The following is a 25,009-nucleotide window of genomic DNA, read 5'->3' as shown; positions in this document are numbered from 1 at the left end:
GCCAGGACCAACCACACGTTGGGCCGGACAGACCCCACAACAGCAGTACCCGAACCGTGCGGTCTGGATGAAAAGTCCCGACCGTAGGTCGGCTACGCCCCGAGGAGGGCACGCCAATGACCCAGATACAGACCAAGCCCAGCACACCAGAGCCGGTAGCAGGAAGGTCTGCGCTCGACCGGTTCTTCCGGCTGAGCGAACGCCGAACCACCGTTTCCCGCGAAATCCGTGGCGGCCTGACCACTTTCGTCGCCATGGCCTACGTCATCCTCTTGGTGCCGCTGATTCTCGGCGGTGTCGCGGATGTCGACGGTGACAAGCTGAGCATCGCTCAACTCACCACGGCCACCGCGTTTTCCGCAGGACTGAGCACCATACTGATGGGTGTCGCGGGCAATGTGCCCCTGGCGCTCGCCGCGGGCCTCGGCGTGGTTCCGGTGGTCGCCTTCCAGGCCGCACCACATATGACCTGGCCGCAGACCATGGGTTTGGTCGTATTGATGGGCGTGATCATCGTGATCCTGGCCGCGACCGGGCTGCGGACCATGATCATCAACGCCATTCCGCTCGGTCTCAAGAACGCCATCGGCGTCGGGATCGGCATGTTCATCGCCATGATCGGCTTGGTCTCGGCCGGGGTGGTCGGACATGGCGCGCAGACCGGTCCGCCGGTCACCCTCGGGGCCGGTGGTCATCTATCCGGTTGGCCCGTAGTGGTTTTCGCGGTCGGCCTGCTGGTCATGCTGGCGCTGTTCATCCGCAAGGTGCCCGGTGCGATTCTGATCAGCATCGCCATCGCGACGGTGCTCGCCATCATTGTCAACGCGGCGGCCGAGATCGACCCGCAGACCTGGGGTCCGGTGGTGCCGGAGAAGCCGAAGGGTTTATTCGCCGCACCCGATTTCGGACTGGCACTGCATATCGACCTGTTCGGCGGATTCGCCGAAGCGGGCGGGCTGGTCGCTGGGGTCGTGCTGTTCACCCTGGTGCTGACCGGGTTCTTCGACGCCATGGGCACGGTTTTCGGCGTCTGCGACGAGGCCGGGCTGCTCGATGAGAAGGGCACCATGCCCGGCATCGGCAAGGTCCTGACCATCGACGGTGTCGCGCAGATCATCGGCGGTGTCAGCGGCGGCGCGGGCAATACCGTGTACGTCGAATCCGCGACGGGTGTCGGTGAGGGCGCCCGTACCGGTCTGACCAGCCTGGTGACCGGTGGATTGTTCTGTCTCGCGGTATTTTTCACCCCGCTCGCGGCGGTGGTGCCGATCCAGGCCGCGGCGCCGGCGCTGGTGATCGTCGGTGCGCTGATGATGACCCAGGCCCGCAAGATCGACTGGAACGATCTGGAGGTGGCGGTACCCGCCTTCCTGACGATCGTGCTCATGCCGTTCACCTACTCGATCACCAACGGTGTCGGCGCCGGCCTCATCGCCTATGTGGTGATCAAAATGGCGCGCGGCAAATTCCGTGAAATCCATTGGCTGATCGGGGTGGTGAGCCTCGTCTTCGCCGGTTACTTCGGCATCTCGGCCATCGAACTACTCCTGGGCGGATAGCACCATGCGCGACCTCACGGCAGAACTTCGGAAATGGCATGCGGCGGATAAGGATTACGCCGTCGCCACCGTCATCGGCGTCACCGGCAGTGCCCCGCGGCCGCCCGGTGCGGCACTGGCGGTCGACGCCGACGGCATTGTCATCGGAAGCATCTCCGGTGGCTGTGTCGAAGGCGCGGTGTACGAGCTCTGCCGTGAGGTCCTGCGCACCGGGCAGCCGGTGCGCGAAACCTTCGGATACAGCGATGATGACGCCTTCGCCGTCGGATTGACCTGCGGCGGTGAACTCGAGGTCTTCGTCCAGCCGATCACCGCGGTCGAGCGGGTCGCCATCGAGGCGATTCTGCGCACCGATGAGCCGGTCGCACTGGTACGGAACCTGAAAACCGGCGCGGCCATGGCGATCGGCTCCTGGTGGACCGTCGGCGCCGCCTTCGACGGGCCGGTCGTGGTCGAGGCCAGGGCGATGCTCGATATCGGCGCCACCGGTAAGCGTGAGATCGGCTGTGGTGCAGATGAAGTCACGGTCTTCGTGGAATCCTACGTACCGCCGCCGCGCATGATCGTCTTCGGCGCCATAGATTTCGCGGCCGCCGTCACTCGGATCGGACGCTTTCTCGGATATCACGTCACCGTCTGCGACGCCCGTCCGGTCTTCGCCACCCATGCGCGTTTTCCGGACGCCGACGAGATCGTCGTGCAGTGGCCGGACCGCTATCTCGCACGCACACAGGTCGATTCGCGCACCGTGCTGTGTGTGCTCACCCATGACGCCAAATTCGATATCCCGCTGCTCGAGGTGGCGCTGCGACTGCCGGTGGCCTATGTGGGTGCTATGGGTTCCCGTCGCACCCACGAGGACCGCATGGCTCGGCTGCGCGCCGCCGGTATGACGGAATCCGAACTGGCCCAATTGCATTCACCCATCGGTCTGGATCTGGGCGCGCGCACCGCGGAGGAGACGGCGGTATCCGTCGCCGCCGAGATCGTCGCGATCCGCCGTGGTGGTTCGGCCCAACCGCTCACCGCCACCGGCGGACCGATCCACCGGGACCTGCTCCCGGTCTGGTGAACCGCGCACCCCGCCGTGCATCCGTACATCCGGTACGCGGGGTGCGCGGTTTCGGCGCCGAGTCCGCGGCTGGAGCATCCTACGAAATCGGCTCAGGGATATTCGATCGGCTTCGTGCTCATTACCGCTGTTCCGACAGTGCGGTCGGCCAACATAATTGACGAAATTGCGAACAAAGGAACCGCTGAATGCCGTTGATATTTCTGAATGGTTCCGCCATGCGTGGCGGACCGCTCAATCATCTGCTGGACGGTGCGCCTTTCGCGGGGGAAGCGAAAACCGCACCGCGCTATCGTTTCTATTCGGTCGGCAACCGATTCCCGGGTCTGGATCCCGCCGCCGATGGCGGCGACTCGATCTCCGGCGAACTCTTCGACGTCCCGATGGAGGTGCTGCGGCAGCGGCTGCTACCAGCCGAACCGCCCGAACTCGAACTCGGCGCGATCGAACTCGACGACGGCCGTTCGGTCCTGTCGATGGTGCTGCGCCGCCCGCCCACCTCATATCCGGAGCTGATCGACATCACCGCCATCGGCAGCTGGCGGAAATACCGTGAAGGAGCTGAATGACCAAGCAGGCCGGGGGCCCAGCGTTCCCGAAATTCGACGTCAATTGTTCGATCCTGTTCACCGATCTCCCGTTGCTCGAACGACCCGCCGCGGCAAAACAAGCCGGATTCGACGCGGTCGAATTCTGGTGGCCGTTCGGGGAGGATCCGACGCCGGGCGATAAGCAGATCGACGCATTCGTCGGCGCGATCCGCGATGCCGGCGTGGAATTGGTCGGGCTGAACTTCATCGATCTGATTCCGGCGGGCGGACGCGGTCTGGTCTCCATTCCGAGCGAGGTCACCAGGTTCCGCGACAATATCGATGTCGCCGTCGGCATCGCCGAGGAGACCGGCTGCCGTGCGCTCAACGCCCTGTACGGCAACCGGGTCGAGGGCGAGAGCCCGGAGAAGCAGGACGAGCTCGCACTGGAGAACCTGCGTCTGGCCGCGCAGGCGGCGGATGCCATCGGTGCCACCGTACTGCTGGAGGCGCTGAATTCCTTTGAGTCGCCGAACTATCCGATCGTCAGCGCCGCGCACGCCGTCCAGATCATCGAGCAGACCGGCGCGCCCAACGTGCGCTTCCTCTGCGACCTCTACCACCTCGCGCGGATGGATGAGGGGCTGCACGCGGTGATCCGCACGCACGCACCGCATATCGGCCACGTGCAGATCGCCGACGATCCGGGCCGCGGCCGGCCCGGCACCGGTGAACTCGACTTCGCCGGGCTGTTCGAAACCCTCGCCGACAGCGGCTACGACGGCTGGATCGGCCTCGAATACAAAGACCCCGAACTGAATTGGGAGTGGATCAAATGACTGCAGCAACGCGTAGCGATTCCGTGCGGGGCGGCGACCGGGCGACGGGTGGGCGCAAGATCGGTTTTATCGGCCTGGGAATCATGGGCAGCCCGATGGCGGGCCACCTGGTCAAGGCCGGACACGAGGTGACCGGCTACGATATCGGCCCCACCGGTCTGGAGAAGCTGAAGGCGGCGGGTGGTTCGACCGCCTCCGGTGTCGCGGAAGCGGTGCGGGACTGCGACATCGTCATCACGATGCTGCCCCAGGACGAGCACGTCGAGGCGGTCTTCGCCGATGTCCTGGTGCACGCCGCACCCGGCACGCTCTACATCGACTTCTCCACCATCACGCCGAAGACCGCGCGCTGGACCGCGGAGCAGGGCGCCAAGAAGAGCCTGCGCGTGCTCGACGCCCCGGTCTCCGGCGGTGAGCCCGGCGCGATCAATGCCGCGCTGTCGATCATGGTCGGCGGTGCCGAGGCCGACTTCGTCGCGGCCACTCCGATTTTCGAGGCGGTCGGCAAGACCTTCGCGCTGGTCGGCCCGAATGGCGCCGGTCAGGTGGTCAAGGCCGCCAACCAGCTCGTCGTCGGCGGCACCTACGCGCTGGTGGCCGAGGCGATCCTGCTGATGGAGAACCTGGGCGCCGATGCGGAGAAGGGGCTGGATGTGCTGGCGGGCGGACTCGCGGGCAGCAAGATCCTCGAACTCAAGCGCGCGTCCATGCTGAAGCGGGACTTCAAGCCCGGCTTCCGTATCGACCTGCACCACAAGGATATGGGCATCATCCTGCAGGCCGCCCGCGACGCCGAGGTGTCGATCCCGATGGGCGCGCTCACCGCACAGCTGATCGCCGCCGCCCGCGCCATGGGCCACGGTTCGCTGGACCACTCCGGTCTGCTGAAGGTCACCGAGGCGCTGTCGGGGCAGAGCGGGGAGAACTGACCATGGCACGCATGCGCACCGTGGACGCCGCGGTTCTGATTCTCGAAAAGGAAGGTGCGACACAGGCATTCGGTCTGCCCGGTGCCGCGATCAACCCCTTCTACAGCGCCATGCGCGCGCACGGCGGTATCAAGCATGTGCTGGCCCGCCACGTCGAGGCGGCCTCGCATATGGCCGAGGGCTACACCCGCGCCGCGCCCGGCAATATCGGTGTCTGCATCGGGACCTCGGGTCCGGCGGGCACCGATATGATCACCGGCCTGTATTCGGCGAGTGCGGACTCCATTCCGATTCTGTGCATCACCGGTCAGGCGCCGGTGGCCAAACTGCACAAGGAGGATTTCCAGGCCGTCGATATCGCCTCGATCGCCGCGCCGGTCAGCAAGTGGGCGGTCACGGTGCTCGAGCCCGCGCAGGTGCCGGGCACCTTCCAGAAGGCGTTCCGGTTGATGCGCGAGGGACGTCCCGGCCCGGTGCTGATCGATCTGCCGGTCGATGTGCAGCTCGCCGAAATCGAATTCGATATCCAGACTTACGAGCCGCTGCAGGTGCACCGTCCGGCCGCGACGCGGGCACAGGCGGTCAAGGCCATCGAGATGTTGAACGCGGCGCAGCGCCCGCTCATCGTCGCGGGCGGCGGCATCGTGAATGCCGACGCCGCGGCATTGCTGGTCGAATTCGCCGAACTGACCGGTGTTCCGGTGGTGCCGACCCTGATGGGCTGGGGCACGATTCCCGATGACCACGCACTGCACGCCGGCATGGTCGGTCTGCAGACCTCGCACCGGTACGGCAATGCCACCCTGCTGGAATCCGATTTCGTCCTCGGCATCGGAAACCGTTGGGCCAACCGGCACACCGGTGGTGTGGACACCTACACCAAAGACCGCACCTTCGTACACGTCGATATCGAGCCGACCCAGATCGGGCGCGTCTTCGCACCGGATTTCGGCATCACCTCCGATGCGGGCGCCGCGCTGCGGATCTTCATCGAGGTCGCGCGGGAACTCGATGCCGCCGGGCGGCTGCCCGATCGCGGTGTGTGGGCCGAGCAGTGCCGCAACCGGAAACACGTGGGGCTGCGCAAGACACACTTCGACGATATGCCGATCAAACCGCAGCGGGTGTACGAGGAGATGAACAAGGCGTTCGGACCCGATGTGCGCTACGTTAGCACCATCGGCCTCTCGCAGATCCAGGCGGCGCAGCTGCTGCACGTCTACCGCCCGCGGCATTGGATCAACGCGGGCCAAGCCGGGCCGCTCGGCTGGACCGTGCCAGCGGCCATCGGTGTCGCCACCGCTGATCCCGAATCCACCGTGGTGGCGCTGTCGGGTGACTACGACTTCCAGTTCCTGATCGAGGAATTGGCGGTCGGCGCGCAGTTCAATATCCCGTACATCCATGTCGTGGTGAACAACTCGTACCTGGGCCTGATCCGTCAGGCACAGCGGGCCTTCGATATGGACTACTACGTGCAGCTGGCCTTCGACAATATCAACAGCCCGGAGCTGGCCGGCTACGGCGTCGATCATGTCAAGGTGGCGGAAGGATTGGGCTGCAAGGCGATTCGGGTATTCGATCCGGCCTGGATCGGTTCCGCGCTGGATGAGGCGAAAAAGCTCGTCGCCGAATTCCGGGTGCCGGTGGTCGTCGAGGTCATTCTCGAACGCGTCACGAATGTGTCGATGGGACTCGAGATCGACAATATCGTCGAATTCGAGGAACTGGCCCGCTCCGCCGCCGACGTGCCCACCGCGACCGCACAGCTGGACTGAGCGCCCCATGACTCGAGTCCTGATCGCATCCGACAAATTCAAGGGATCATTGACCGCCGCGCAGGTCGGTGCCGCGGTCCGCACCGGCATCCACCGCATCCGACCCGATGCCGAGGTGTCGGTGGTGCCGATCGCGGACGGCGGGGACGGCACCGTCGCCGCCGCCTTGGCCGCCGGATACGAGGCGGTGCTGGTGACCGCGCCCGGACCCACCGGCGAACCGGTGTGCACGGCCTATGCTCGCCGCGACGATATCGCTGTCGTGGAGTTGGCGGATGTATCCGGGCTCGTGCGACTGCCGGGCGGTGAGTTCGCGCCGATGACCGCGACCAGCCGGGGCACCGGCGCGGTCATCGCCGCGGCGATCGAGGCCGGATGCCGCCATGTGGTGCTCGGCATCGGCGGGAGTGCGGGCACCGATGGCGGCGCCGGACTGCTGCGGGCGCTCGGTGCGCGGCTGCTCGATGCCGACGGGGCCGAAATCGGTGACGGTGGTGCGGCATTGGCGCGGCTGCACACGATCGACCTTGCGAAGGTGCGGGAACGGCTGGTCGGGGTCGAAATCACCGTCGCCTGCGATGTCGACAATCCGCTCACCGGTCCGCGCGGTGCGGCCGCGGTCTACGGTCCGCAAAAGGGCGCCGATGGTGCCCAAGTGGCGGCGCTGGATGCGGCGCTCACGCGGTGGGCCGACTGTGTCGCGGCCGTGACCGGCACCGATCTGCGTGATCGTGCGGGTGCCGGTGCGGCGGGCGGGGTCGGGTTCGCCGCCGTCACCGTGCTCGGTGCTCGGCTGCGTCCCGGGATCGAATTGGTGCTGGAGCTGGTCGGTTTCGGCGAACGGGTGGCCGGTGCGGATCTGGTGGTGACCGGGGAGGGCATGCTCGACGAGCAGACCCTGTACGGCAAGGCACCGGCTGGTGTCGCTACCGCCGCGCGGTTCTCGGGTGTGCCGGTAGTCGCCGTCTGTGGCCGGAATGTACTGCCCACCAAGCGATTGCGTGCAGCAGGATTCTCCGCCGCATACGCACTTGCCGATATCGAACCGGATATCGCGCGCTGCTTCGCGGAAGGTGAACTGCTGCTCGAGCGGCTGGGTATGCGGATTGCCGCCGAACATCTGCCGCCGGATCCGACGACCGGGCAGCCATCTGCCGGGCACCGGTCGCCGGACCACATGTCTACAGACCATGCCGCCGCGCCGCGGCCCGAGGCGTCCACTGCGCAGCGCACGGTGGCGGACCTGGCCGATGACATTGTCGCGGCCGCCTCCCACAACGGCGGTGGCGCGAGGACATTCGACGGGAGATTCCGATGACCAACGACAGAGTCGCGTGATGCGGAAAAACTCTGAGATCAAGACGATTTCACCGATCCCCGCCCACCTGGACCTGGTGATCCGCGCGGAGCGGATCATCGGGACGGCGGGGCAGACCAGCGGCTCGGTCGGCGTGCGCGACGGCCGGATCGTGGCGATCGAGCCGCTGGACTGCGCCCTGGCCGCCAAATCGGTGGTCGAACTGGCCGCGGACGAGGTGCTGCTGCCCGGTGTCGTGGATGCGCATGTGCACGTCAACGATCCGGGGCGCACCGAATGGGAGGGCTTCCCGAGCGCGACCAAGGCCGCCGCCGCCGGTGGTGTCACCACCATTATCGATATGCCGCTCAACAGCATTCCGCCGACCTGCGATCTCGCCGCACTCGAGGTGAAGCGCAAGACCGCGCGGGATCGGGTGTACGTCGATGTCGGGTTCTGGGGCGGGGCGATCCCGGGGAATGTGGCGGAGCTGCGACCACTGCAGGATGCCGGTGTATTCGGCTTCAAATGCTTTCTGCTGCACTCCGGCGTCGACGAATTCCCGGCACTGGACGCCACCGGGCTGGAGCTGGCGATGCGCGAGATCCGATCGTTCGACGGACTGCTCATCGTGCACGCCGAGGACGCGCACGCGATCGAGCGTGCACCGATTCCGCAGGGGGACAAGTACTCCGGATTCCTGCGTTCGCGTCCACGCGGTGCGGAGAATCTGGCCGTCGCCCAGGTGATCGAACTGGCCCGCTGGACCGGCTGCCGCGTGCACATTCTGCACGTATCGAGTTCGGACGCGCTGCCGATGATCGCCTCGGCCCGCCGCGATGGCGTCCGGATCACCGCCGAAACCTGTCCGCATTACCTGTCCTTCGCCGCCGAGGAGATCCCGGACGGAGCAACACAATTCAAATGCTGCCCACCGATCCGCGAGAGCGGCAATCGCGAGCTGCTCTGGGCAGGGTTGGGCGATGGCACCATCGACATGGTCGTCTCGGACCACTCGCCATCGACCGCGGACCTGAAATGCTTCGACACCGGTGACTTCGCCCGCGCGTGGGGCGGGATCTCCTCACTGCAGCTGGGACTTTCGGCGGTGTGGACCGAGGCGCGACTGCGCGGGTTCACCCTGGTCGATCTCGCCCGCTGGATGAGCCGAGCACCCGCCCGATACGCCGGTCTGCGCCGCAAGGGCGCCATCGAGGTCGGCTACGACGCGGACTTCTGTGTCTTCGCACCCGATGACGCCTTCGTTGTCGACGCACACCGCCTGCACCACAAGAACGCCGTCACGCCGTACGCGGCCCGCCCGCTGGCGGGTGCGGTGCGCGGTACCTGGTTGCGCGGCAACCGAATCGATATCGACGACGAGCCGCAGGGGCGGCTCCTGGCCCGAGGAGAAATATGACCGATCCAACCGCCCCCGCCTTCACCCGACTGCCCGATCTCGCCTCCCGCGCGCTCGCGGGCAGTGTGGTCTACGCCAACGACGAATTGTTCGCCGAGCGGGAGAACCTGATCCGGCCCGGCCGTGCGGTATTCAGCACCGAGGACTTCGGCCACAAGGGCAAGACCTATGACGGCTGGGAGACCCGCCGTCGGCGCGAGACCGGCAACGACTATGCGCTGATTCGGCTCGGTGTGCCCGGCCGGGTGCACGGTGTCGTCATCGATACCGCGTGGTTCATCGGCAATTATCCGCCCTTCGCCTCGGTCGAGGCGACGAGTGTGCAGGGCCAGCCGTCCCCGGCCGAACTGCGGCAGGCCGACTGGGTGAGCTTGGTCGCGAAGTCCGAAATCGAGGGCAATACCGATAACTTCTTCGAAGTGACCGACGAGCGTCGCTTCACCCACGTGCGGCTCTCGATCTATCCGGACGGCGGCGTCGCCCGCTTCCGTGTGCACGGCACCGCGCTGCCCGATCCCCGTTTCCTCAGTGGCACAGTTGATCTCGCCGCGCTCGAGCACGGCGGCCAGGTCGTCGACTGCTCGAATATGTTCTTCTCCGCGCCGACCAATATCCTGTTGCCCGGCCGATCACGGCAGATGGACGAGGGCTGGGAGGGCGCGCGCCGACGCGACTCCGGCAACGATCACGTCACCGTGCGACTCGGCGCGCGAGGGGCGGTGCGGCGCGTAGAGATCGATACCTCGAATTACGTTGGCAATGCCCCGGGTTGGGCGGTGCTGCGCGGTGCGGACGCCGCATCCGGTGCGGATCTCGACGATCCGTCGAGCTGGACCGAATTGCTGCCGCGGACCCGGCTGCAGCCCGACGCCCGCCACTTCTTCCGGATCGGTGCGGGCGAGCCGGTCACCCATGTGCGGCTCGATGTCTACCCCGACGGCGGCGTGGCCCGACTCCGAGTCCACGGTGAGGTCGATCCGGCCACTGTGGTCGCCGATACCGTCGCCTGGCTCGACGCCCTCCCGGAACCGCACGCACTTCAGGTGCTCACCACCGATGCCGGGCTGTCCCACGACGATGCGAGGAAACTGCTCGCACAACGCCCCTTTGCGAGTCCCGACGCAGTTCCGTCGTCCGTGATCGACACGCTCCTCGCACCGTAGTCGCGACCGAGAGTGGCCGCATCGCCCATATTCCTGAGCCGAATCCCGCGAGATCGGCGCAGGAATGGGCGCTGAGCCCGCGTACCCCGGGCCAAGGCGTGGTCGGAAAACCGCTGGCGATCGGGTCCGACCTGTTCTAGCGTTCGGCGCATGGTGCGCGATGACGGGTCGGCTGATCGGCAAGCCATTGTCGCGGCGGCCGTGACGGTGGTGCTGTGGGCTTCGGCCTTCGTCTTCATTCGCGCTGCGGGACACGATTTCTCGCCGGGCGCGCTGGCGCTGGGCCGGTTGCTCGCGGCCTCGGTCACGCTCGTCGCGGTGCTGGTCATCAGACGGGAGGGCGTGCCGGTTCGGGCCGCGTGGCCGGGCATCATCGTCTCCGGGGTGCTCTGGTTCGGCGTCTATATGGTGGCGTTGAACTGGGGCGAGCGCAATGTCGATGCCGGGACCGCGGCGATGGTGGTCGGCATCGGACCGGTATTGATCGCGGTGCTCGGCGGTCTGGTGTTGCGGGAGGGGTTTCCGGCCCGGCTGATGGCGGGTCTGGCGGTATCGTTCGCGGGCACGATCGTGGTCGGACTCTCGACCTCCGACGGCGGTGGCGCCGCGGTGCTCGGTGTCGTGCTGTGTCTGATCGCCGCGATCGTCTGGGCCGCATCGACCATCGCGCAGAAACCCGCGCTGGCCAGCGCATCCGCCCTGCAGGTGACCGCCTTCGGCGCCGTTATCGGAACGGTCGCGTGTCTGCCGTTCTCCTGGCAGCTGATCACCGAGGCCGCCGCAGCACCACTGTCATCGACGCTGAGTCTGGTGTACCTGGGCGTCTTCCCGACGGCATTGGCGTTCACCACTTGGGCCTACGCCCTTGCACGCACTACCGCCGGAAAAATGGGCGTCACCACCTATGTCGTTCCCGCACTCGTTGTTGTGATGTCGTGGATCGCGCTCGACGAAGTACCTGGCCCGGTGACCATCGTCGGTGGTGTCCTGTGCCTGGCCGGTGTGGCGACTACCCGGTCCCGCCCACGCGTCCCCGCACCGGTCGATCCCGAGGCGGCCGAAACTACCGCGTGATCGCAGCCGATGGCCCGAGCGCACGAATGATCTCTGCCCGCTGCTCGGTCCTCCCGAGCGCGTATCGGAAGGTCAGATAGCTGACACCGGTCAGCGTCATCGGTCGGACCGCCCTTGGCGGCCGCGTAAAGCGTGTTCGGTCACGTGGGCGGTGGTCGCGGGGCAGAATCGACAGTCGTGGACACTTCTGATCCCACCGTTGACCTGATGGACCGTGCAGTGACGCAGATGGGCGAGGTCATCGCGGCGATTCGCCCGGAGCAGGCGACACTGCCGACGCCCTGTACGGATTGGGATGTGCGGGCGCTCGTGCGTCACGTCATCGGGCAGGACCTGCCGAATTTCCTGGTCTCCGTGCGCGGCGAGATGGCCGATTGGACGGCCCCGCCCGAGGAACTCGGACCGGACTGGGCGGCGCAGTTCCAAACTGCGGCCGCACCGGTGCTCGATACCTGGCGCTGCGCCGATCTGGACCGCCCGGTCTCGGGACCCGGCGGCCGGGAAGCCCCGCTGCGCAGTCGAGCCGACCAGCAGCTGACCGAATTGGCCATGCATGCCTGGGATCTGGCCCGCGCGACCGGCCAGGACCGGGAACTGGATCCGCACATCGCCGAACACGGCCTGGCCTGGTCGCATACCGTGCTGCGCCCCGAATTCCGCGGTCCCGATAAGGCCTTCGGCCACGAGGTGCCCGTCCCCGCGGACGCGCCCGCCTACGAACGGCTCGCCGGTTGGTTCGGCCGCGATCCCAAGTGGAAGTCGCCCGGCGCGGCCGGTTGAGCGCCGCGACCGGTGCATACCCGCGCGGGGCTATCGGGCCAGCACAACCGGCAGCTCGAACGGGCCACGGTGCCGAAATCCGGAGCGCCACTGGATACTCTGCGCATCGCGTGCGAGGGTCGCGGTGGCGCGGGTGATGAACAGCCGATCGAGTACGGCTGAGGTGATGGTGCGAACCAAGGCGGTGCCGAGGCAGGCGTGCACGCCGTGGCCGAGGCCCAGGTGGGGGTTGTCGGCCCGGGCGAGGTCGAGTTCGGCGGGGTCGTCGAAGATCTCGGGGTCGTGATTGGCCGAGGCCATGCAGAGCAGCACGGTCTGACCGGGACCGATGGTGTGGCCCGCGATATCGAGGTCGGTGGTCGCGAATCGGGGACCCGACACCACCTGCGGTGACAGATAGCGCAGCAGTTCCTCCACTGCGGTGCGGGTATCGGACGCACCGCGCAGCACATCCACCTGGTCGGGATGGGTGAGTAGGGCCAGCGCGGATCCCGCGACCAGATCGACCAGCACTTCGTACCAGACGAACAGCAAATAGAAGATCATCCCGGCGAGTTCGTACGCACTGGGCGAACCGGTTTCGTCGCTCGACGCGACGAGTCGCCCGAGTACGTTGTCGCCCTTCGTCTTTCGTGCCCGATCGATGGTCGCCAGGACGATATCGCGCATGGTGGTCAGTGTGTCGCGGGCACGCGGTGGCGTGGCACTGGGCAGCAATGTCGAATTCGCCCAGCGGAGTAGGGCGTCGCGTTCCGGCGCGGCCAGCCCCAAGAGCTCGCCGAGCACGGCCGCGGGCAGCGGCACCGCGAACCGTTCGACGAGGTCGATCTCCACACCGGTGTCGACAGCACCCAGGCAGGCTTCGACCAATTCCGGCGCCGTCCGCGCCCAGTCCGCGAGCCGCCGCGGCGACAGCTCGGCGGTGACGGACCGGCGCAGCCGCGCGTGGTCATCCGGTTCGCTCTCGAGAAATGCGGCATCCAACGGTGGCGGCACCACGAACCCGCGGTAGTCCGTTCCCGCGGCATAGCGGGGCTGAGTGGAGAGTCGATGGTCGAACAGCCCGGCCCGAACATCGGCGAATCGCGTCACCAACCACGCGGGCGGCCCATCCGGAGTGCGCACCCGATGCACCCCACCATCCGCACGCAGTCGACGCAGCGTCGGCCATGGCTGCGCGGCGAACCGCGCATCGAAGATCTCCAAGGTCACGCCGCCATCATCCGGGTTGCTTCCGCGCGGATACGCCGGTCCAGCGGTGTCGAACCCGGGGTGTGGTGAAGATCTCGGAATCGCTGGTCATTTGGCCGAGGAGGTGCGACGCTTAAGCGGTGACACATCCTCCGGATACAGCGTCGGTGGGGGCGGATCCCGCGACCGACAAGCTCGATCTCGCGGTCTTCAAGGTGGCAGGGGTGGTCGTGCTCGGCGCGATCATGTCCATCCTCGACATCACCGTGGTGACCGTCGCGATCCCGAAGTTCCAGAACGAATTCCATACCACCACCGCCATCGCGGCCTGGTCGATGACCGGCTACACGCTGGCCCTGGCCAGCGTCATTCCGCTCACCGGATGGGCGGCGGACCGATTCGGCACCAAGCGGCTGTACATGCTCGCGCTGACCCTGTTCGTGCTCGGCTCGGTGCTGTGCAGCCAGGCCTGGAGTATGGAATCGCTCATCGCCTTCCGCGTGGTCCAGGGCCTGGGCGGTGGCATGCTGATGCCGCTCGGCATGACGATCATGACCCATGCGGCGGGCCCGCAGCGGATCGGACGGGTGATGGCGGTGCTCGGTGTGCCGATGCTGCTCGGTCCGATCGGCGGCCCGATCCTGGGCGGCTGGCTGATCGATAGCCACGGCTGGAAGTGGATCTTCCTGATCAATGTTCCGGTCGGCGTCCTCGCCCTGATCCTGGCCTTCGTCGTCTTCCCCGCGGACAAGCCGGAACCATCGGAATCCTTCGATTTCCTCGGCATGCTGCTGGCCTCGCCCGGTTTGGCGCTGTTCCTGTTCGGTGTTTCGTCGATTCCGGGTGAGGGCACGGTCATCGCGGCCAAGGTGCTCATACCCGCCGCCATCGGCCTGGTGCTCATGGTGCTGTTCGTGCTGCACGCGCTGCGGATCGAACATCCGCTGATCGATCTGCATCTGTTCCGCAACCGGTCGCTGACCTTCGCGGTGCTCACCATGGTGCTGTTCGCGACCGCGTTCTTCGGCGCCGGTCTGCTGCTGCCGACCTACCTGCAGCAGGTGCGCGGTGAGACGGCCATGGCGGCCGGTCTGCTGATGGCGCCGCAGGGCCTCGGCGCGATGTTGACCATGCCGATCGGGGGCCGACTCGTCGACAAGATCGGTCCCGGCAAGATCGTCATGACCGGCCTCTCGCTGATCTCGCTCGGCGCGGTGTTCTTCGTGCAACTGAAGGCGGATACGTCGTATCCGTTCATGCTCGGCGCATTGTTCGTCATGGGCCTCGGCATGGGCTGCACCATGATGCCGATCATGACCGCGGCGATCCAGACGCTGACCCACCAGCAGGTGGCCCGCGGTTCGACGCTGATGAACATCATCAACCAGTCGGCCGGATCGATCGGCACCGCGACGATGTCGGTGGTCCTGAGCAGCCTGCTGAACCGGCAAACATTCGCCAAACCCGCGATCGCGTCGAATTACGATCCGTCGATCGCGGCCCATCTGCCGCCGGGTGCGGTCGATACGGGATTGAGCCAGGCCGCGTCGGCATTCAGCCACACCTACATCGTGGCGCTGGTAATCATGGTGCTGACGCTGATTCCCGCGGCGTTCCTGCCGCGCACCAAGCCGAAGACGGATGCGGCAGCGGAGGCACCGGCACTGGTCCATTAGCCGTGGGCTCCGAGTTCGCCTGGGCATCAGGCGAACTCGGAGCTACCGCTGGGCCGCGTGCAGAAACTCCAGCACGAGGGGACTTGCGGTGTCGCGGAATTCGTCGAAATAGGCGTGCCGAGCGCCCGGGATCACTGCGAGCCGAGCGCCCGGGATGCGCTCCACCAGCAGCGGCGCGTTCGCCGCGGGATTGAACCGGTCGTCGGTCCCGTGCACGACCAGCGTGGGAACCGCGATATCCGGCAGCACATCCCACGCGTCGTGCTTATTGCTCGCGTAGAGATGCCTGCGTTTGGCGTAGGCGGGCATCTCCGGATCGCCGAGGGTATTGAACGGGCCGGATGCGCTCGCCAGATATCCGGGCGTGTACATCAGTTCCAGCAGCGCCTGCCGTACCGCCGCCGAATCGGCCTCGGCCAGCGACCTTCGGACCTCGGCACCACGTTCCACCGCGTGCCGACCACCCGGCGAAGTACAGCCGAGCACCAGCGTATGGACCCGATCCGGAAATCGCGCGGCCAGCCACTGCGCGACCCGCCCGCCCATCGACGTGCCATATACCGCGACCCTGTCGAGGCCGAGATCGTCGAGCACCGCGATGGCATCCTCGGCGAATCCCATGGTGCTGTACCGGATATCCGGCTTGTCACTGTCACCGGTGCCGCGATAGTCCAGCGAAACGGTGCGATACGCGGTCTCGAAGTCCGTGCGGATCCCGTCCCACCAGTGGTGGTTGTTCGCCTGACCGCCGAGCAAGAGCAGCGGCGAGCCGACACCGGCGGTCTGATACGCGATCCGCGCGCCATCCGCGGCCTTGGCATGGGGCACGTCCGGACTCCCTTCAGCCGTAGAGTGCGACGAACCGCTCCAGCGAGCGCTCGATATCACCCTTGAGCGCACGGGCGACGCCGGAACCGATCGGCCCGAACAGCGGTGCTCCGCCCAGGTCGATATCGACGGTGACCTCCGAGCCCGCGCCCTTCGGGTCGACGAGCAGTTCGAGCTTGAACTTGGTGCCGCCCTTGCCCGCGCCGCTCAATGCCAGTCGCCGCGGCGGTTCGGCGGCCTTGACGGTCCAGGTCACCCGATTGCGCAACCCCTTGACCGAGGCGACGCCGATGAGTTCGGTGCCTACGGTGAGTTCGGCGGGCACCTCGTTGCGCCACGCCTCGTGCATGGTGAGCCACTTGTCGAGCTCGTTCAAATTCGAGGTATGCGACCAGGCCTCCTGTGGGGCGATCGGCACATCGACGGACACCTTCAGCTTTGCCATTCGCGCATGGTATCCGGTACCCACGGTTCGCTATACGCGGGCACGCGCGGCATCGGCGATAGCGTTCGGCTACCACCGCCGCGTTGTGGCGCGCCGCGCGGACGAAATTCGTGCAGGCCAAGTGATCCGCCCGGGCGGCGTGCGAAATGCCTGGGGGCGCTGGCAGTTCGAGGAATCGAAATGTGGTTTTCGGATCGAGAGAGACTTCGCTGCGATGCTGCTACTGTGGGCGGGTCGTCGGGTGCTGGGCAGTCGGCTCGGCTCGATCCGTTCGGTCGGTGATTCCCCGGAATCACTTGCCCTGTGGGCACTCTGGGGCGGTACTGGTGCGCGTGCGGTCGTGACCGCAAAGTGCTCCGGTACGCCGACGTGGCCGCATTCGACGAGTGTTATTCCTGGTCGGCGTCGCGAGAAAGGCGAAACAAACCGCTGTGACACCGGCTGTCGCAACGACGAGAGAGCTGATGAATCAAGATATCGCCGTGGTGCTTTCATGGATCCTCGCCCCCGCTCTCATTATTGCCGTGGCGGCGGCGGTGTATATAGCGCAATACGCGAAACAACAACGGGCCAGAGCCGAGACTCTCAGTAGAGAGAGCCGCGCGCACGAGGAGATCCTCGAGCATTTCGCCGCAAAGACTCTTCCGGCGATGTCGGAGGCGGTGCGCCGGTTCGAGACGCCGGTGTCGGCGATCGAGGTGCCGACCGGGCTGGAGAATTCCCGCTTCGCCCAGTGCCTGCAGTGGATCTCCGAGCGCTTCGCCGATGATCTACGGGTCGTGCAGTCCGAGACGCACGAACAGGTCGTCCGCGAGGCCGATGACAAGGCCCAGCAGGTGGTCCAGACGACCCAGGAAGCCACCCGTGCCGAGGTGGAGTCCGCCTCGCGGGCGGCGACCAGTGCGGCGGTGCGCTCCTTCGGCACCTCGGTGGTCAGCCTCGGCGCCGATGTCAGTCAGGTGGTGAGCGCCGCGCTGCGCGAGCACCGCGATGACGAGGTCTACGCCACCCTCACCCGCATCGACCACACCGTGCAGCAGATGCTGCGGCAGGCCCAGTCGTATGTGATCGTCTGTGGTGGTCTGCCGGGTCGGCGCTGGCCCGCGCAGTCGCTCACCGATGTCGTCGGTGGTGCGATCGGCCGTGTTCGCGACTACCTGCGGGTGCGCCCTGCCCAACTCGACCGCATCGTGATCAGCCGTGCGGTGGAGCCGCTGGTGCACACCCTGGCCACCCTGCTCGACAACGCGCTGCGCTACTCCCCGCCAACGTCTTTCGTCGACGTGAGCTTCCAGGAGGGCCACCACGGCGTCACCGTCATCATCGACGACGCCGGTGTGCGGATGAACGCCGAGCAGATGGAAGAGGCCAGGCAGGTGCTCGCCAACGAGCGCCCGATCGACATCCACCAGCTCGGTCCGTCGCCGCGCGTCGGCTTCCCCGGCATCGCGGCACTGGCGCGGCGCTACGGGTTCACCGTCTATATCGATGGCCCGAACATCTACGGCGGCATGCGGGCGATGGTCTACATCCCCGAGGCGTTGCTCGTCACCGCGCCCAGGACCGTCGCCGAACCGGCCGCGCCCGCTGTCGCGCCCGCGCCCGCCCCGGCTCCGAGCGCCGACGAGAAGCCCTTCGAACTGTCCCCGGTTCCGGTCTTGGCCGGGGTGAGCGAACAACCCGCCGAGAACGAGGAATTCGCTGTGCACGAGATCACCAGTGGCGGCCTACCCAAACGTCGCCGGAGAGCGGTGGCGCCGGTACCGGCCGCCAATACGGGCACCGAATCCGAGGCGGGACAGGCTCGCCCGGAGATCGCTTCCGCATGGCAGACGGGTTCCAAGAGCGGCCGTGAGGCTGCTGCCTCCGATAACAGCGAAGGGATGTCATCCTGATGAGCACACCGGTGACCGACAGCAGCAATAGGCTGGGTTGGCTACTCGAGGATCTCAGCAATGTGCCCGGCGTTCGGTTCGCGGTGCTGCTGTCCGACGACGGACTGCGGATCGCGCACTCCGACGGTGTTACCAAGGACGACGCCGAGCGTTTCGCCGCGGCCGCTTCGGGTCTACGCTCGCTGGGTAAGGCGCTCGGCGAGTTCTGCGGCGGTGTCGATAACGGCGTGCGGCAGAACATGACCGAGTACGACCAGGGCATGATCCTCATTACCGCCGCGGGGGATGGTGCGCTGCTAGGTGTTTCGACGACACCGGAAACCGATATCGGCTTGGTCGCGCACCGCATGAACGAACTCGCCGGGCGGGTCGGGCACGAGTTAGGCGCCCAGCCGCGTGGGAGAGTTGAGGGTGGCTTGTCCTCATGACCAGGTCCCGGCGAGACCCCGACCTGGTCCGGGCCTATGTGCGCACCGGGGGACGAATCCGTCCCAGTCGTGAACTGGACCTGGTCACCCTCGTCGTCGCCGCCAAGGACCCGGCACCTGGCGCGACACCCGACGCGCGCCAAGTGCTGAACCTCTGCAGCCGTCGCAGCGCGCTGTCCATTGCGGAAATCGCCGCATATCTAGACCTGCCGCCGTCCGTGGTGAAGATCGTCGTTGCCGATCTGCTGGACAGCGAACATCTGGCTACTCCTACCCCGGCCGAAACCATGCCGGAGATCACCCTGCTCGAGGAGGTACTCAATGGGCTCCGTGCTCTCCCGGCCTGAGCGCAATGTCGACTATGTGCCGGAGACCGTGACGCGGTCGGTAAAGCTCCTGGTAGCAGGCAATTTCGGCGTTGGCAAAACGACATTCGTGAACAGCGTCTCCGAGATCCGGCCGCTGCGCACCGAGGAGACGATCACCGAGGCCAGTGTCGGCGTCGACGATATGGCCGGACTGCCCGGCAAAACCGAGACCACCGTGGCCATGGATTTCGGGCGCATCACGCTGAATCCGACACTCGCGCTGTACCTGTTCGGTACGCCGGGACAGCGGCGCTTCGTCCCGCTCTGGGAGGAGTTGGCCCGCGGTGCGCTCGGCGCGCTGGTCCTGGTGGACACCCGGCGCATCGAGAAGGCCGATGAGGTGCTCTCGGTCCTGGAGGAGCGCGGTGTGGCGTATTCGGTGGCGGTCAACCAGTTCGAGGGCGCCAAGCGTTATCCGCTCGAGGAGATCCGCGATGCGCTGGATCTCGCACCGGATACCCCGCTGACCTCACTCGACGCTCGCGAGCGCAGTACCTGCCTGCGCTCGCTGATCACTCTTGTCGAATTCCTATTCCATCGGCAGGAATCCCGGAGATAGCCAGAGCAGTGCAGCCTGATCGAACCCACCCCCGCCCGGTCGCCCTCGGGTCGCCGATCGATAGCGATGGCCCCCGGGTCGCGCTCTACACCGAGGAGTTCGCCGCCGATCCGCACCGGGCGTACCGCGAAATGCGCCGCCAGTACGGATCATTGGTGCCGGTGGACCTATCGCCCGGTGTACCGGCCACTTTGGTGATCGGTTATCACACCGCCGTGCGAATACTCAATGATCCAGACCACTTTCCGGCCGATCCGCGCATCTGGCAGCAAAATGTACCCGGCGAATGCCCGGTGCTGCCGATGCTGGAGTGGCGCCCGAATGCGCTGCGCAGTGCGGGATTGGAGCATTTGCGATATCGACAGGCGAATGTCGCGAGCCTCGGCGAGGTCGATCTGCACGCCATGCACGCCATCGTCGAAGAGGCCGCCGTCCCGCTGATCAATGCCTTCTGCGGCGACGGTGCTGCGGATCTGATCAGCCAGTACGCATTTCCGCTCACCTTCCAGGTGCTCAATGTGATGCTCGGCTGCCCGGCCGAGATCGGCCAGCAGGTCGCCAGCGGGATGGCGGCGATCTTCGAGGGCGTGAATGCCGATAAGGGCAATGCGATGCTCACCGACGCGCTGTTCGATCTCGTCACCCTCAAACGCACTACCCCGGGCGACGATGTCACCTCGCGCTTGCTCGCACATTCCGCCGAACTCACGGATGTGGAGATGATCCACCAGCTCGTCACCCTCTACGGCGCGGGCATCGAACCGCAGCAGAATCTGATCACCAATACGCTGCTGCTGATGATGACCGACGACCGGTTCGCGGGCAGCGTGCACGGCGGCAGCATGTCGACCCGCGACGCACTCGACGAAGTGCTGTTCACCGACCCGCCGATGGCGAACTACTGCGTCTCCTACCCCAGACAGCCGATCCTGATCGACGATGTCTGGCTACCCGCGCATCAACCGGTCGTCATCAGCATGTCCGGGTGCAATAACGACCCAGCCGTCGGGGTGGGCGAATTCGGGCCCAACCGTTCGCATCTGGCTTGGAGCGTGGGACCGCACGCCTGCCCGGCGCGGTCGGTCGCCTATCTGATCGTCCAGGACGCCATCGATCAGCTGCTCGACGCACTTCCCGAAATGCGTTTGGCGACAACGCCCGAAGAACTCACCTGGCGGCCGGGGCCTTTCCATCGGGCCCTGGTATCCCTACCTGTCACCTTCCCCAAATCCCCTCCGCTAGCCATGCTTTAAGGAGATTTCTGTGGATCAACACCCTATTACCCTGGATCCGGCGGGAACCGATATCCAGGGCGAATCGGCGCGCCTGCGCGAGCGCGGGCCGGTGGCGCTGGTGGAACTGCCCGGCGGTGTGCGGGCCTGGTCGGTAACGGATGCGGTGCTGCTGAAGAAGCTGCTGGTCGACCCGCGGGTGTCGAAGGACGCGAGCCAACATTGGCCAGCATTCATCAATGGCGAGATTCCGCAGGACTGGCCGCTTTTCCTGTGGGTCGCGGTCAACAATATGTTCACCGCGTACGGTGCCGACCACAAGCGGCTGCGCAAGCTGGTCGCGCCCGCGTTCACCCACCGACGTACCGAGGCGATGCGCGAGCAGATCGAGCGGATCACCGAGCAGCTGCTTGCCGGACTCGCGACGATACCCGCGGGCGAACCGGTCGATCTGCGTGAGGCTTTCGCGTATCCGCTGCCGATTCAGGTCATCTCCGAATTGATGGGCGTGCCCGAAGAACTCAATCCGGGCCTGCGCAAATGCGTCGACGGTATTTTCGACACCTCGCTCGGTCCGGAGCAGTCGCAGGCCAACTACATGGAGATGTATCGCATTCTCGGTGAATTGGTGGCGTATCGGCGCGACAATCCCGGTGACGATATGACCAGTCTGCTGATCTCACATCGCGACGAGGACGACGGATCACAGCTCACCGAGCAGGAGTTGATCGATACGCTGCTGCTCGTCATCAGTGCCGGGCATGAGACCACGGTCAACCTGCTCGACCAGGCCATCTTCGCGCTGTTGACCAATCCGGAGCAGCGTGCCGCCGTGGTCGAGGAGCGGGCGACCTGGGCCGATCTGGTCGAGGAGGCATTGCGGGTGGAGGCGCCGGTAGCGCATCTGCCGCTGCGGTTCGCGGTCGATGACCTCGAGGTCGACGGGGTGCATATCGCCAAGGGGGAGCCGATTCTCGCCTCGTACGCGGCCGCCAACCGTGATCCGAAGGTCCACGGTGACACCGCCGAGCTGTTCGATGTGGCTCGAGACAACAAGGAGCACTTGGCTTTCGGGTACGGTGCGCACCATTGTCTCGGTGCGCCGCTGGCTCGGCTCGAGGCGCTGGTGTCGTTGCCCGCGATCTTTTCACGGTTTCCGAATATGCGGCTGGCGGCGGATCCGTCCGAGTTGGGGAGCGTGGCCAGCTTCATCTCCAATGGGCATGCCAGGCTGCCGGTGACGTTGGCGTAGTCACCGGTACGAGTCACCGCAACGCGTCGAGGCGGCCCTGCTTTCGGGCCTGGGCCAGTCCTCGGCGGGCCATGAAGCCGTTGGCCAGCAACAGCAGTGTCTTGTTCGGTGGTGCGATGAATCCGGATCGGGTGTGCGGGGCGTAGATCGCATCGGTGCTGTCGACTTCGATCCAGCCGGTGTGCTGGCGGCATTCGAGTCCGACGAGTTGTCGGCGATAGGTATGCGCGAGCAGCCCCGCACGGCGACCGCCCTGGGCGACTCCGGTTGGGACCGTGAGGCTTATGCCCGCCGAACTCGAATCGCCGACCTGCACCGGGAGCACGGCCGGATAGCCGTCGGACTGTCGGTAGGCGAGCAGACAATGCGGCAGTTTCGCGGCGCGCGCGGCGGCCTTGGCGCTGTCCACCCGCGGGCCGGTGCCTTTCGCGGGCGGCTTCTGGGCATCCGCGGCATCGGGCAGCGGTTCGCCGTATACCTCCGGTTCGCCGGTCGCGTCCGGGTTCGGCCAGGCGATGATCCGGGTGACCGTGACCGTCACCAGTACGCGGTCGGTGTAGTACGCGCTGAGCCAGCGATCCCAGAATCGTCCGCGTCGCGGTGCGCCCAGATACGGCGTGGCCTGCTCACCGATCCGGTCCAGGGCTGCCTGATCGAGCTCGGCGTCGAAGGTCGCCAGACCCTGTACCACGACAAAGCGTTGGTTGGCCGGATCGCCCAACCCGTGCTCACGCGCGTGATACGCCAACGCGACCTTCGGTTCCCGTTTCATCCGATCCAGCTTGCGGCCGAATCCGACTGAGGTCGTGAACCCGACCGTGCCCAACTCTCGATCTCGCAACCCGATCGGTGACACCGCGGTCACCACCGCCCCGCCCGCCGCAGTGATGTAGGCCAATCCAGCGGTGAGGTCACCACGCAGGACATCGTCGATATCATCCGGCCACGTAACTGCCATGGCCGCAGATTAGTCGCCCGATCCGTGCCTCATGTGGCTTATGCGCAACCAGCCCGGCTTCAGTTGCTCTGCACGGCGATTCGGATGCCGAGGGCCACCATGAACGTGCCCATGGTGGCATCGATCGCGCGGCGGACGGACCGGCGATCGAGCACGTGGCGCAGCGCGCCGACACCGACTGCGAGCAGCGAGAACCACGCCAGGCAGACGGTTGCGGTGACAATGCCCAACTCGAGGGTGTCCAGTGTGCTGGGCTCAGCGGGCAGGAACTGCGGCAGCAAGGCGATGAAGAAGACCGCAACCTTGGGGTTGAGCAGATTGCACAGCAGTCCCTGGCGGAATGCGTGAACCGTGCCATGCGATTTCAACTCCGGCATCTCGACCGGATAGTCCCCCCGCCGCGCGGCCAACAGCGCCCGCAGCCCGAGCACGCCCAGATATCCAGCACCGACAAGCTTGAGCACGGTAAATATCACCGCCGATGCGGCCAACACCCCCGCGACCCCGACCGCGGTCACCATCGACCACACGAACACCCCCGACGCGATCCCGACCGCACTGGCAACCCCGACCCGCCGCCCCGAAACCGCGGCATTGCGCGTCACGATCACAAAATCCGGTCCCGGCGACATCGCCCCCACCAGCATCACCCCACCGAGCGCGAGCACCTGCGCAGTCGACATCATCCCGCCAGTCTAGGAACCCGGCGCCGGATGCGTAGTGTCGTCCGACCGTGCCGGTCGGCTGAGCAGACCGGGGCGGTGCCCGATCGGCTGATCGTTGCGTTCCAGGAGGGCGGACGGATCGTCGTGCCAGGGTCTACTGGAACCGGCGTGTCTTGCCTGATCTGGCGTGGCTTGACCCGCCCCACATCTCGAAGCCTTGTCTCGAAATTATTCTCATAATTAGTTCTGCTTGCCGAGGTGTCGGTAGAGGGTGGCGCGGGAGATGGCGAATTCGGCGGCGATTTCGTCGATGGGGCGGCCGGAATCGCGCATGTGGCGGGCGGATTCGACCATTTCGGTGGTCATTGCGCCTGGGCGGCCGCGGCGGATCGGGTGGGCGGGGGAGTCCGGGATCGGTTGTGGTCGGTGGGCGGGGATGTGATGGGTGGCAGGGGCGCCGAGTAGGCGCCGGGCGCCGTCGAGGACGGCCGCGCGGAGCTCGCCGGTCGGACGGTCGGCGAAGATGACCACGGGGTCGCTGAGTGCCGCGTAGACCTGCGCGGCACGCACTCTGGTGGTGAAATCGGCTTCGGGTCCGGCGATCAGGTCCTGCGCGGACAGCGCGATGGTCCGCAATCGCGCGTAGGTCGCCTCGTCATTGGACAGCGCCTGGTCCTGCATCTGCATTCGCAACAGTTGGCCGTGTGCGAGCCACACGTCGAGCAGTCCTTCCACCACCGCCCAGCATCGCGCCCGCGCATCGCTCTGGTGGCCCGCCGCTTCGAGCACGGCCTCGCTGTCGAGCAGCAGGGGCTCCACGAGTGCGGCGACGATATCGCTCTTACTCGGGAAGTGATACAGCACCGCGGTTTTCGTCAGCCCGACCCGCTCGGCGATTTCGCGCACGGAGACCGCGTGGTATCCGCGCTCGGCGAACAGGTCGAGCGCGGATACCAGGATGCGGGCAGGCGAATCGTCGGCCATGGCGACCGATCCTACCCCTTGACTGACCAACGGTCAGCGCCGTACTGTCACTGACCAACGGTCAGTTGATTTCGAGACAGGGTGTGG

24 protein-coding genes are annotated in these 25,009 nt (G+C 66.3%); 18 read left to right on the top strand and 6 right to left on the bottom strand.

Annotated features, from left to right (window positions below; translation table 11 throughout):
• Window positions 1-116: 116 nt before the first annotated feature.
• The 11 genes from ACQP0C_RS26525 to ACQP0C_RS26475 all read left to right on the top strand — a co-directional run bounded on the left by ACQP0C_RS26525 (window position 117) and on the right by ACQP0C_RS26475 (window position 12,441).
• Complete coding sequence (locus ACQP0C_RS26525; protein ID WP_433724166.1) at window positions 117-1,559, top strand: NCS2 family permease; 1,443 nt, start codon at window positions 117-119, stop codon at window positions 1,557-1,559.
• A gap of 4 nt (window positions 1,560-1,563) precedes the next feature.
• Window positions 1,564-2,631 (top strand): XdhC family protein, encoded by a 1,068-nt coding sequence (locus ACQP0C_RS26520; RefSeq protein WP_433724162.1) that lies wholly within the window; start codon window positions 1,564-1,566, stop codon window positions 2,629-2,631.
• Between the two features lie 188 nt (window positions 2,632-2,819).
• Window positions 2,820-3,200: an allophanate hydrolase-related protein gene (locus tag ACQP0C_RS26515; RefSeq protein WP_433724160.1), complete on the top strand. Its 381-nt coding sequence runs from the start codon at window positions 2,820-2,822 to the stop codon at window positions 3,198-3,200.
• Window positions 3,197-4,000 (top strand): hydroxypyruvate isomerase family protein, encoded by an 804-nt coding sequence (locus ACQP0C_RS26510; RefSeq protein ID WP_433724158.1) that lies wholly within the window; start codon window positions 3,197-3,199, stop codon window positions 3,998-4,000. The genes ACQP0C_RS26515 and ACQP0C_RS26510 overlap by 4 nt, the downstream gene beginning before the upstream one ends.
• Window positions 3,997-4,929 carry an NAD(P)-dependent oxidoreductase gene (locus ACQP0C_RS26505; RefSeq protein WP_433724156.1) on the top strand — a complete coding sequence of 311 codons (933 nt, stop codon included), beginning with the start codon at window positions 3,997-3,999 and terminating at the stop codon, window positions 4,927-4,929. The genes ACQP0C_RS26510 and ACQP0C_RS26505 overlap by 4 nt, the downstream gene beginning before the upstream one ends.
• 2 nt (window positions 4,930-4,931) lie before the next feature.
• Window positions 4,932-6,707, top strand: coding sequence for a glyoxylate carboligase (gene gcl / locus ACQP0C_RS26500; RefSeq protein ID WP_433724154.1), 1,776 nt, complete (start codon window positions 4,932-4,934; stop codon window positions 6,705-6,707).
• 7 nt (window positions 6,708-6,714) lie between these two features.
• On the top strand, window positions 6,715-8,025 hold the full coding sequence (locus ACQP0C_RS26495) for a glycerate kinase (protein ID WP_433724152.1): 1,311 nt from the start codon (window positions 6,715-6,717) through the stop codon (window positions 8,023-8,025).
• A 19-nt stretch (window positions 8,026-8,044) separates the two neighbouring features.
• Window positions 8,045-9,424: an allantoinase AllB gene (gene allB / locus ACQP0C_RS26490; RefSeq protein WP_433724150.1), complete on the top strand. Its 1,380-nt coding sequence runs from the start codon at window positions 8,045-8,047 to the stop codon at window positions 9,422-9,424.
• Complete coding sequence (alc, locus tag ACQP0C_RS26485; protein WP_433724148.1) at window positions 9,421-10,587, top strand: allantoicase; 1,167 nt, start codon at window positions 9,421-9,423, stop codon at window positions 10,585-10,587. Before allB ends, alc begins: the two co-directional genes overlap by 4 nt.
• 150 nt (window positions 10,588-10,737) lie before the next feature.
• Window positions 10,738-11,661 carry a DMT family transporter gene (locus ACQP0C_RS26480; protein ID WP_433724146.1) on the top strand — a complete coding sequence of 308 codons (924 nt, stop codon included), beginning with the start codon at window positions 10,738-10,740 and terminating at the stop codon, window positions 11,659-11,661.
• 207 nt (window positions 11,662-11,868) lie between these two features.
• The gene (locus tag ACQP0C_RS26475; protein WP_433724144.1) at window positions 11,869-12,441 is read left to right on the top strand and encodes a TIGR03086 family metal-binding protein; all 573 of its coding nucleotides are present in this window, start codon (window positions 11,869-11,871) and stop codon (window positions 12,439-12,441) included.
• 30 nt (window positions 12,442-12,471) lie between these two features.
• Here ACQP0C_RS26475 and ACQP0C_RS26470 read toward each other — a convergent pair whose 3' ends face one another.
• Entirely contained in the window at window positions 12,472-13,653 is a 1,182-nt protein-coding gene (locus ACQP0C_RS26470; protein WP_433724142.1) for a cytochrome P450, read from the bottom strand.
• 119 nt (window positions 13,654-13,772) lie between these two features.
• On the opposite strand from ACQP0C_RS26470, the gene ACQP0C_RS26465 reads away from it, so the two are divergent.
• Window positions 13,773-15,308: a DHA2 family efflux MFS transporter permease subunit gene (locus ACQP0C_RS26465; protein WP_433724140.1), complete on the top strand. Its 1,536-nt coding sequence runs from the start codon at window positions 13,773-13,775 to the stop codon at window positions 15,306-15,308.
• A gap of 42 nt (window positions 15,309-15,350) precedes the next feature.
• Here the strand turns inward: ACQP0C_RS26465 and ACQP0C_RS26460 are convergent, their stop codons facing one another.
• The gene (locus ACQP0C_RS26460) at window positions 15,351-16,136 is read right to left on the bottom strand and encodes an alpha/beta fold hydrolase (protein WP_433724138.1); all 786 of its coding nucleotides are present in this window, start codon (window positions 16,134-16,136) and stop codon (window positions 15,351-15,353) included.
• A gap of 13 nt (window positions 16,137-16,149) precedes the next feature.
• The gene (locus ACQP0C_RS26455) at window positions 16,150-16,581 is read right to left on the bottom strand and encodes a type II toxin-antitoxin system Rv0910 family toxin (protein ID WP_433724136.1); all 432 of its coding nucleotides are present in this window, start codon (window positions 16,579-16,581) and stop codon (window positions 16,150-16,152) included.
• A 464-nt stretch (window positions 16,582-17,045) separates the two neighbouring features.
• On the opposite strand from ACQP0C_RS26455, the gene ACQP0C_RS26450 reads away from it, so the two are divergent.
• The 6 genes from ACQP0C_RS26450 to ACQP0C_RS26425 are packed head-to-tail and all read left to right on the top strand — an operon-like array spanning window position 17,046 to window position 22,315.
• Complete coding sequence (locus tag ACQP0C_RS26450) at window positions 17,046-18,476, top strand: sensor histidine kinase (RefSeq protein WP_433724134.1); 1,431 nt, start codon at window positions 17,046-17,048, stop codon at window positions 18,474-18,476.
• Window positions 18,476-18,904 (top strand): roadblock/LC7 domain-containing protein, encoded by a 429-nt coding sequence (locus ACQP0C_RS26445; protein ID WP_354951073.1) that lies wholly within the window; start codon window positions 18,476-18,478, stop codon window positions 18,902-18,904. Before ACQP0C_RS26450 ends, ACQP0C_RS26445 begins: the two co-directional genes overlap by 1 nt.
• Entirely contained in the window at window positions 18,901-19,251 is a 351-nt protein-coding gene (locus tag ACQP0C_RS26440; RefSeq protein ID WP_354951071.1) for a DUF742 domain-containing protein, read from the top strand. The genes ACQP0C_RS26445 and ACQP0C_RS26440 overlap by 4 nt, the downstream gene beginning before the upstream one ends.
• The gene (locus ACQP0C_RS26435) at window positions 19,226-19,831 is read left to right on the top strand and encodes a GTP-binding protein (protein ID WP_433679013.1); all 606 of its coding nucleotides are present in this window, start codon (window positions 19,226-19,228) and stop codon (window positions 19,829-19,831) included. The genes ACQP0C_RS26440 and ACQP0C_RS26435 overlap by 26 nt, the downstream gene beginning before the upstream one ends.
• An 8-nt stretch (window positions 19,832-19,839) precedes the next feature.
• On the top strand, window positions 19,840-21,084 hold the full coding sequence (locus ACQP0C_RS26430; protein WP_433724132.1) for a cytochrome P450: 1,245 nt from the start codon (window positions 19,840-19,842) through the stop codon (window positions 21,082-21,084).
• A gap of 10 nt (window positions 21,085-21,094) precedes the next feature.
• Complete coding sequence (locus ACQP0C_RS26425; protein ID WP_433724130.1) at window positions 21,095-22,315, top strand: cytochrome P450 family protein; 1,221 nt, start codon at window positions 21,095-21,097, stop codon at window positions 22,313-22,315.
• Window positions 22,316-22,328: 13 nt separating this feature from the next.
• Here the strand turns inward: ACQP0C_RS26425 and ACQP0C_RS26420 are convergent, their stop codons facing one another.
• The 3 genes from ACQP0C_RS26420 to ACQP0C_RS26410 all read right to left on the bottom strand — a co-directional run bounded on the left by ACQP0C_RS26420 (window position 22,329) and on the right by ACQP0C_RS26410 (window position 24,922).
• On the bottom strand, window positions 22,329-23,273 hold the full coding sequence (locus ACQP0C_RS26420; RefSeq protein WP_433724128.1) for a hypothetical protein: 945 nt from the start codon (window positions 23,271-23,273) through the stop codon (window positions 22,329-22,331).
• Between the two features lie 59 nt (window positions 23,274-23,332).
• Window positions 23,333-23,959 (bottom strand): LysE family translocator, encoded by a 627-nt coding sequence (locus ACQP0C_RS26415; protein ID WP_433724126.1) that lies wholly within the window; start codon window positions 23,957-23,959, stop codon window positions 23,333-23,335.
• Between the two features lie 219 nt (window positions 23,960-24,178).
• A complete protein-coding gene (locus ACQP0C_RS26410) occupies window positions 24,179-24,922 on the bottom strand; it encodes a TetR family transcriptional regulator (protein ID WP_433724124.1) in 744 nt (247 codons plus the stop codon).
• Window positions 24,923-25,009: the final 87 nt, after the last annotated feature.

Source organism: Nocardia sp. CA-129566 (genome assembly GCF_050956075.1).
In the GTDB taxonomy this organism is placed as follows: domain Bacteria; phylum Actinomycetota; class Actinomycetes; order Mycobacteriales; family Mycobacteriaceae; genus Nocardia.
The sequence above is the reverse complement of the archived record's forward strand: the minus strand, read 5'-3'. Positions and strand labels throughout refer to the sequence as shown.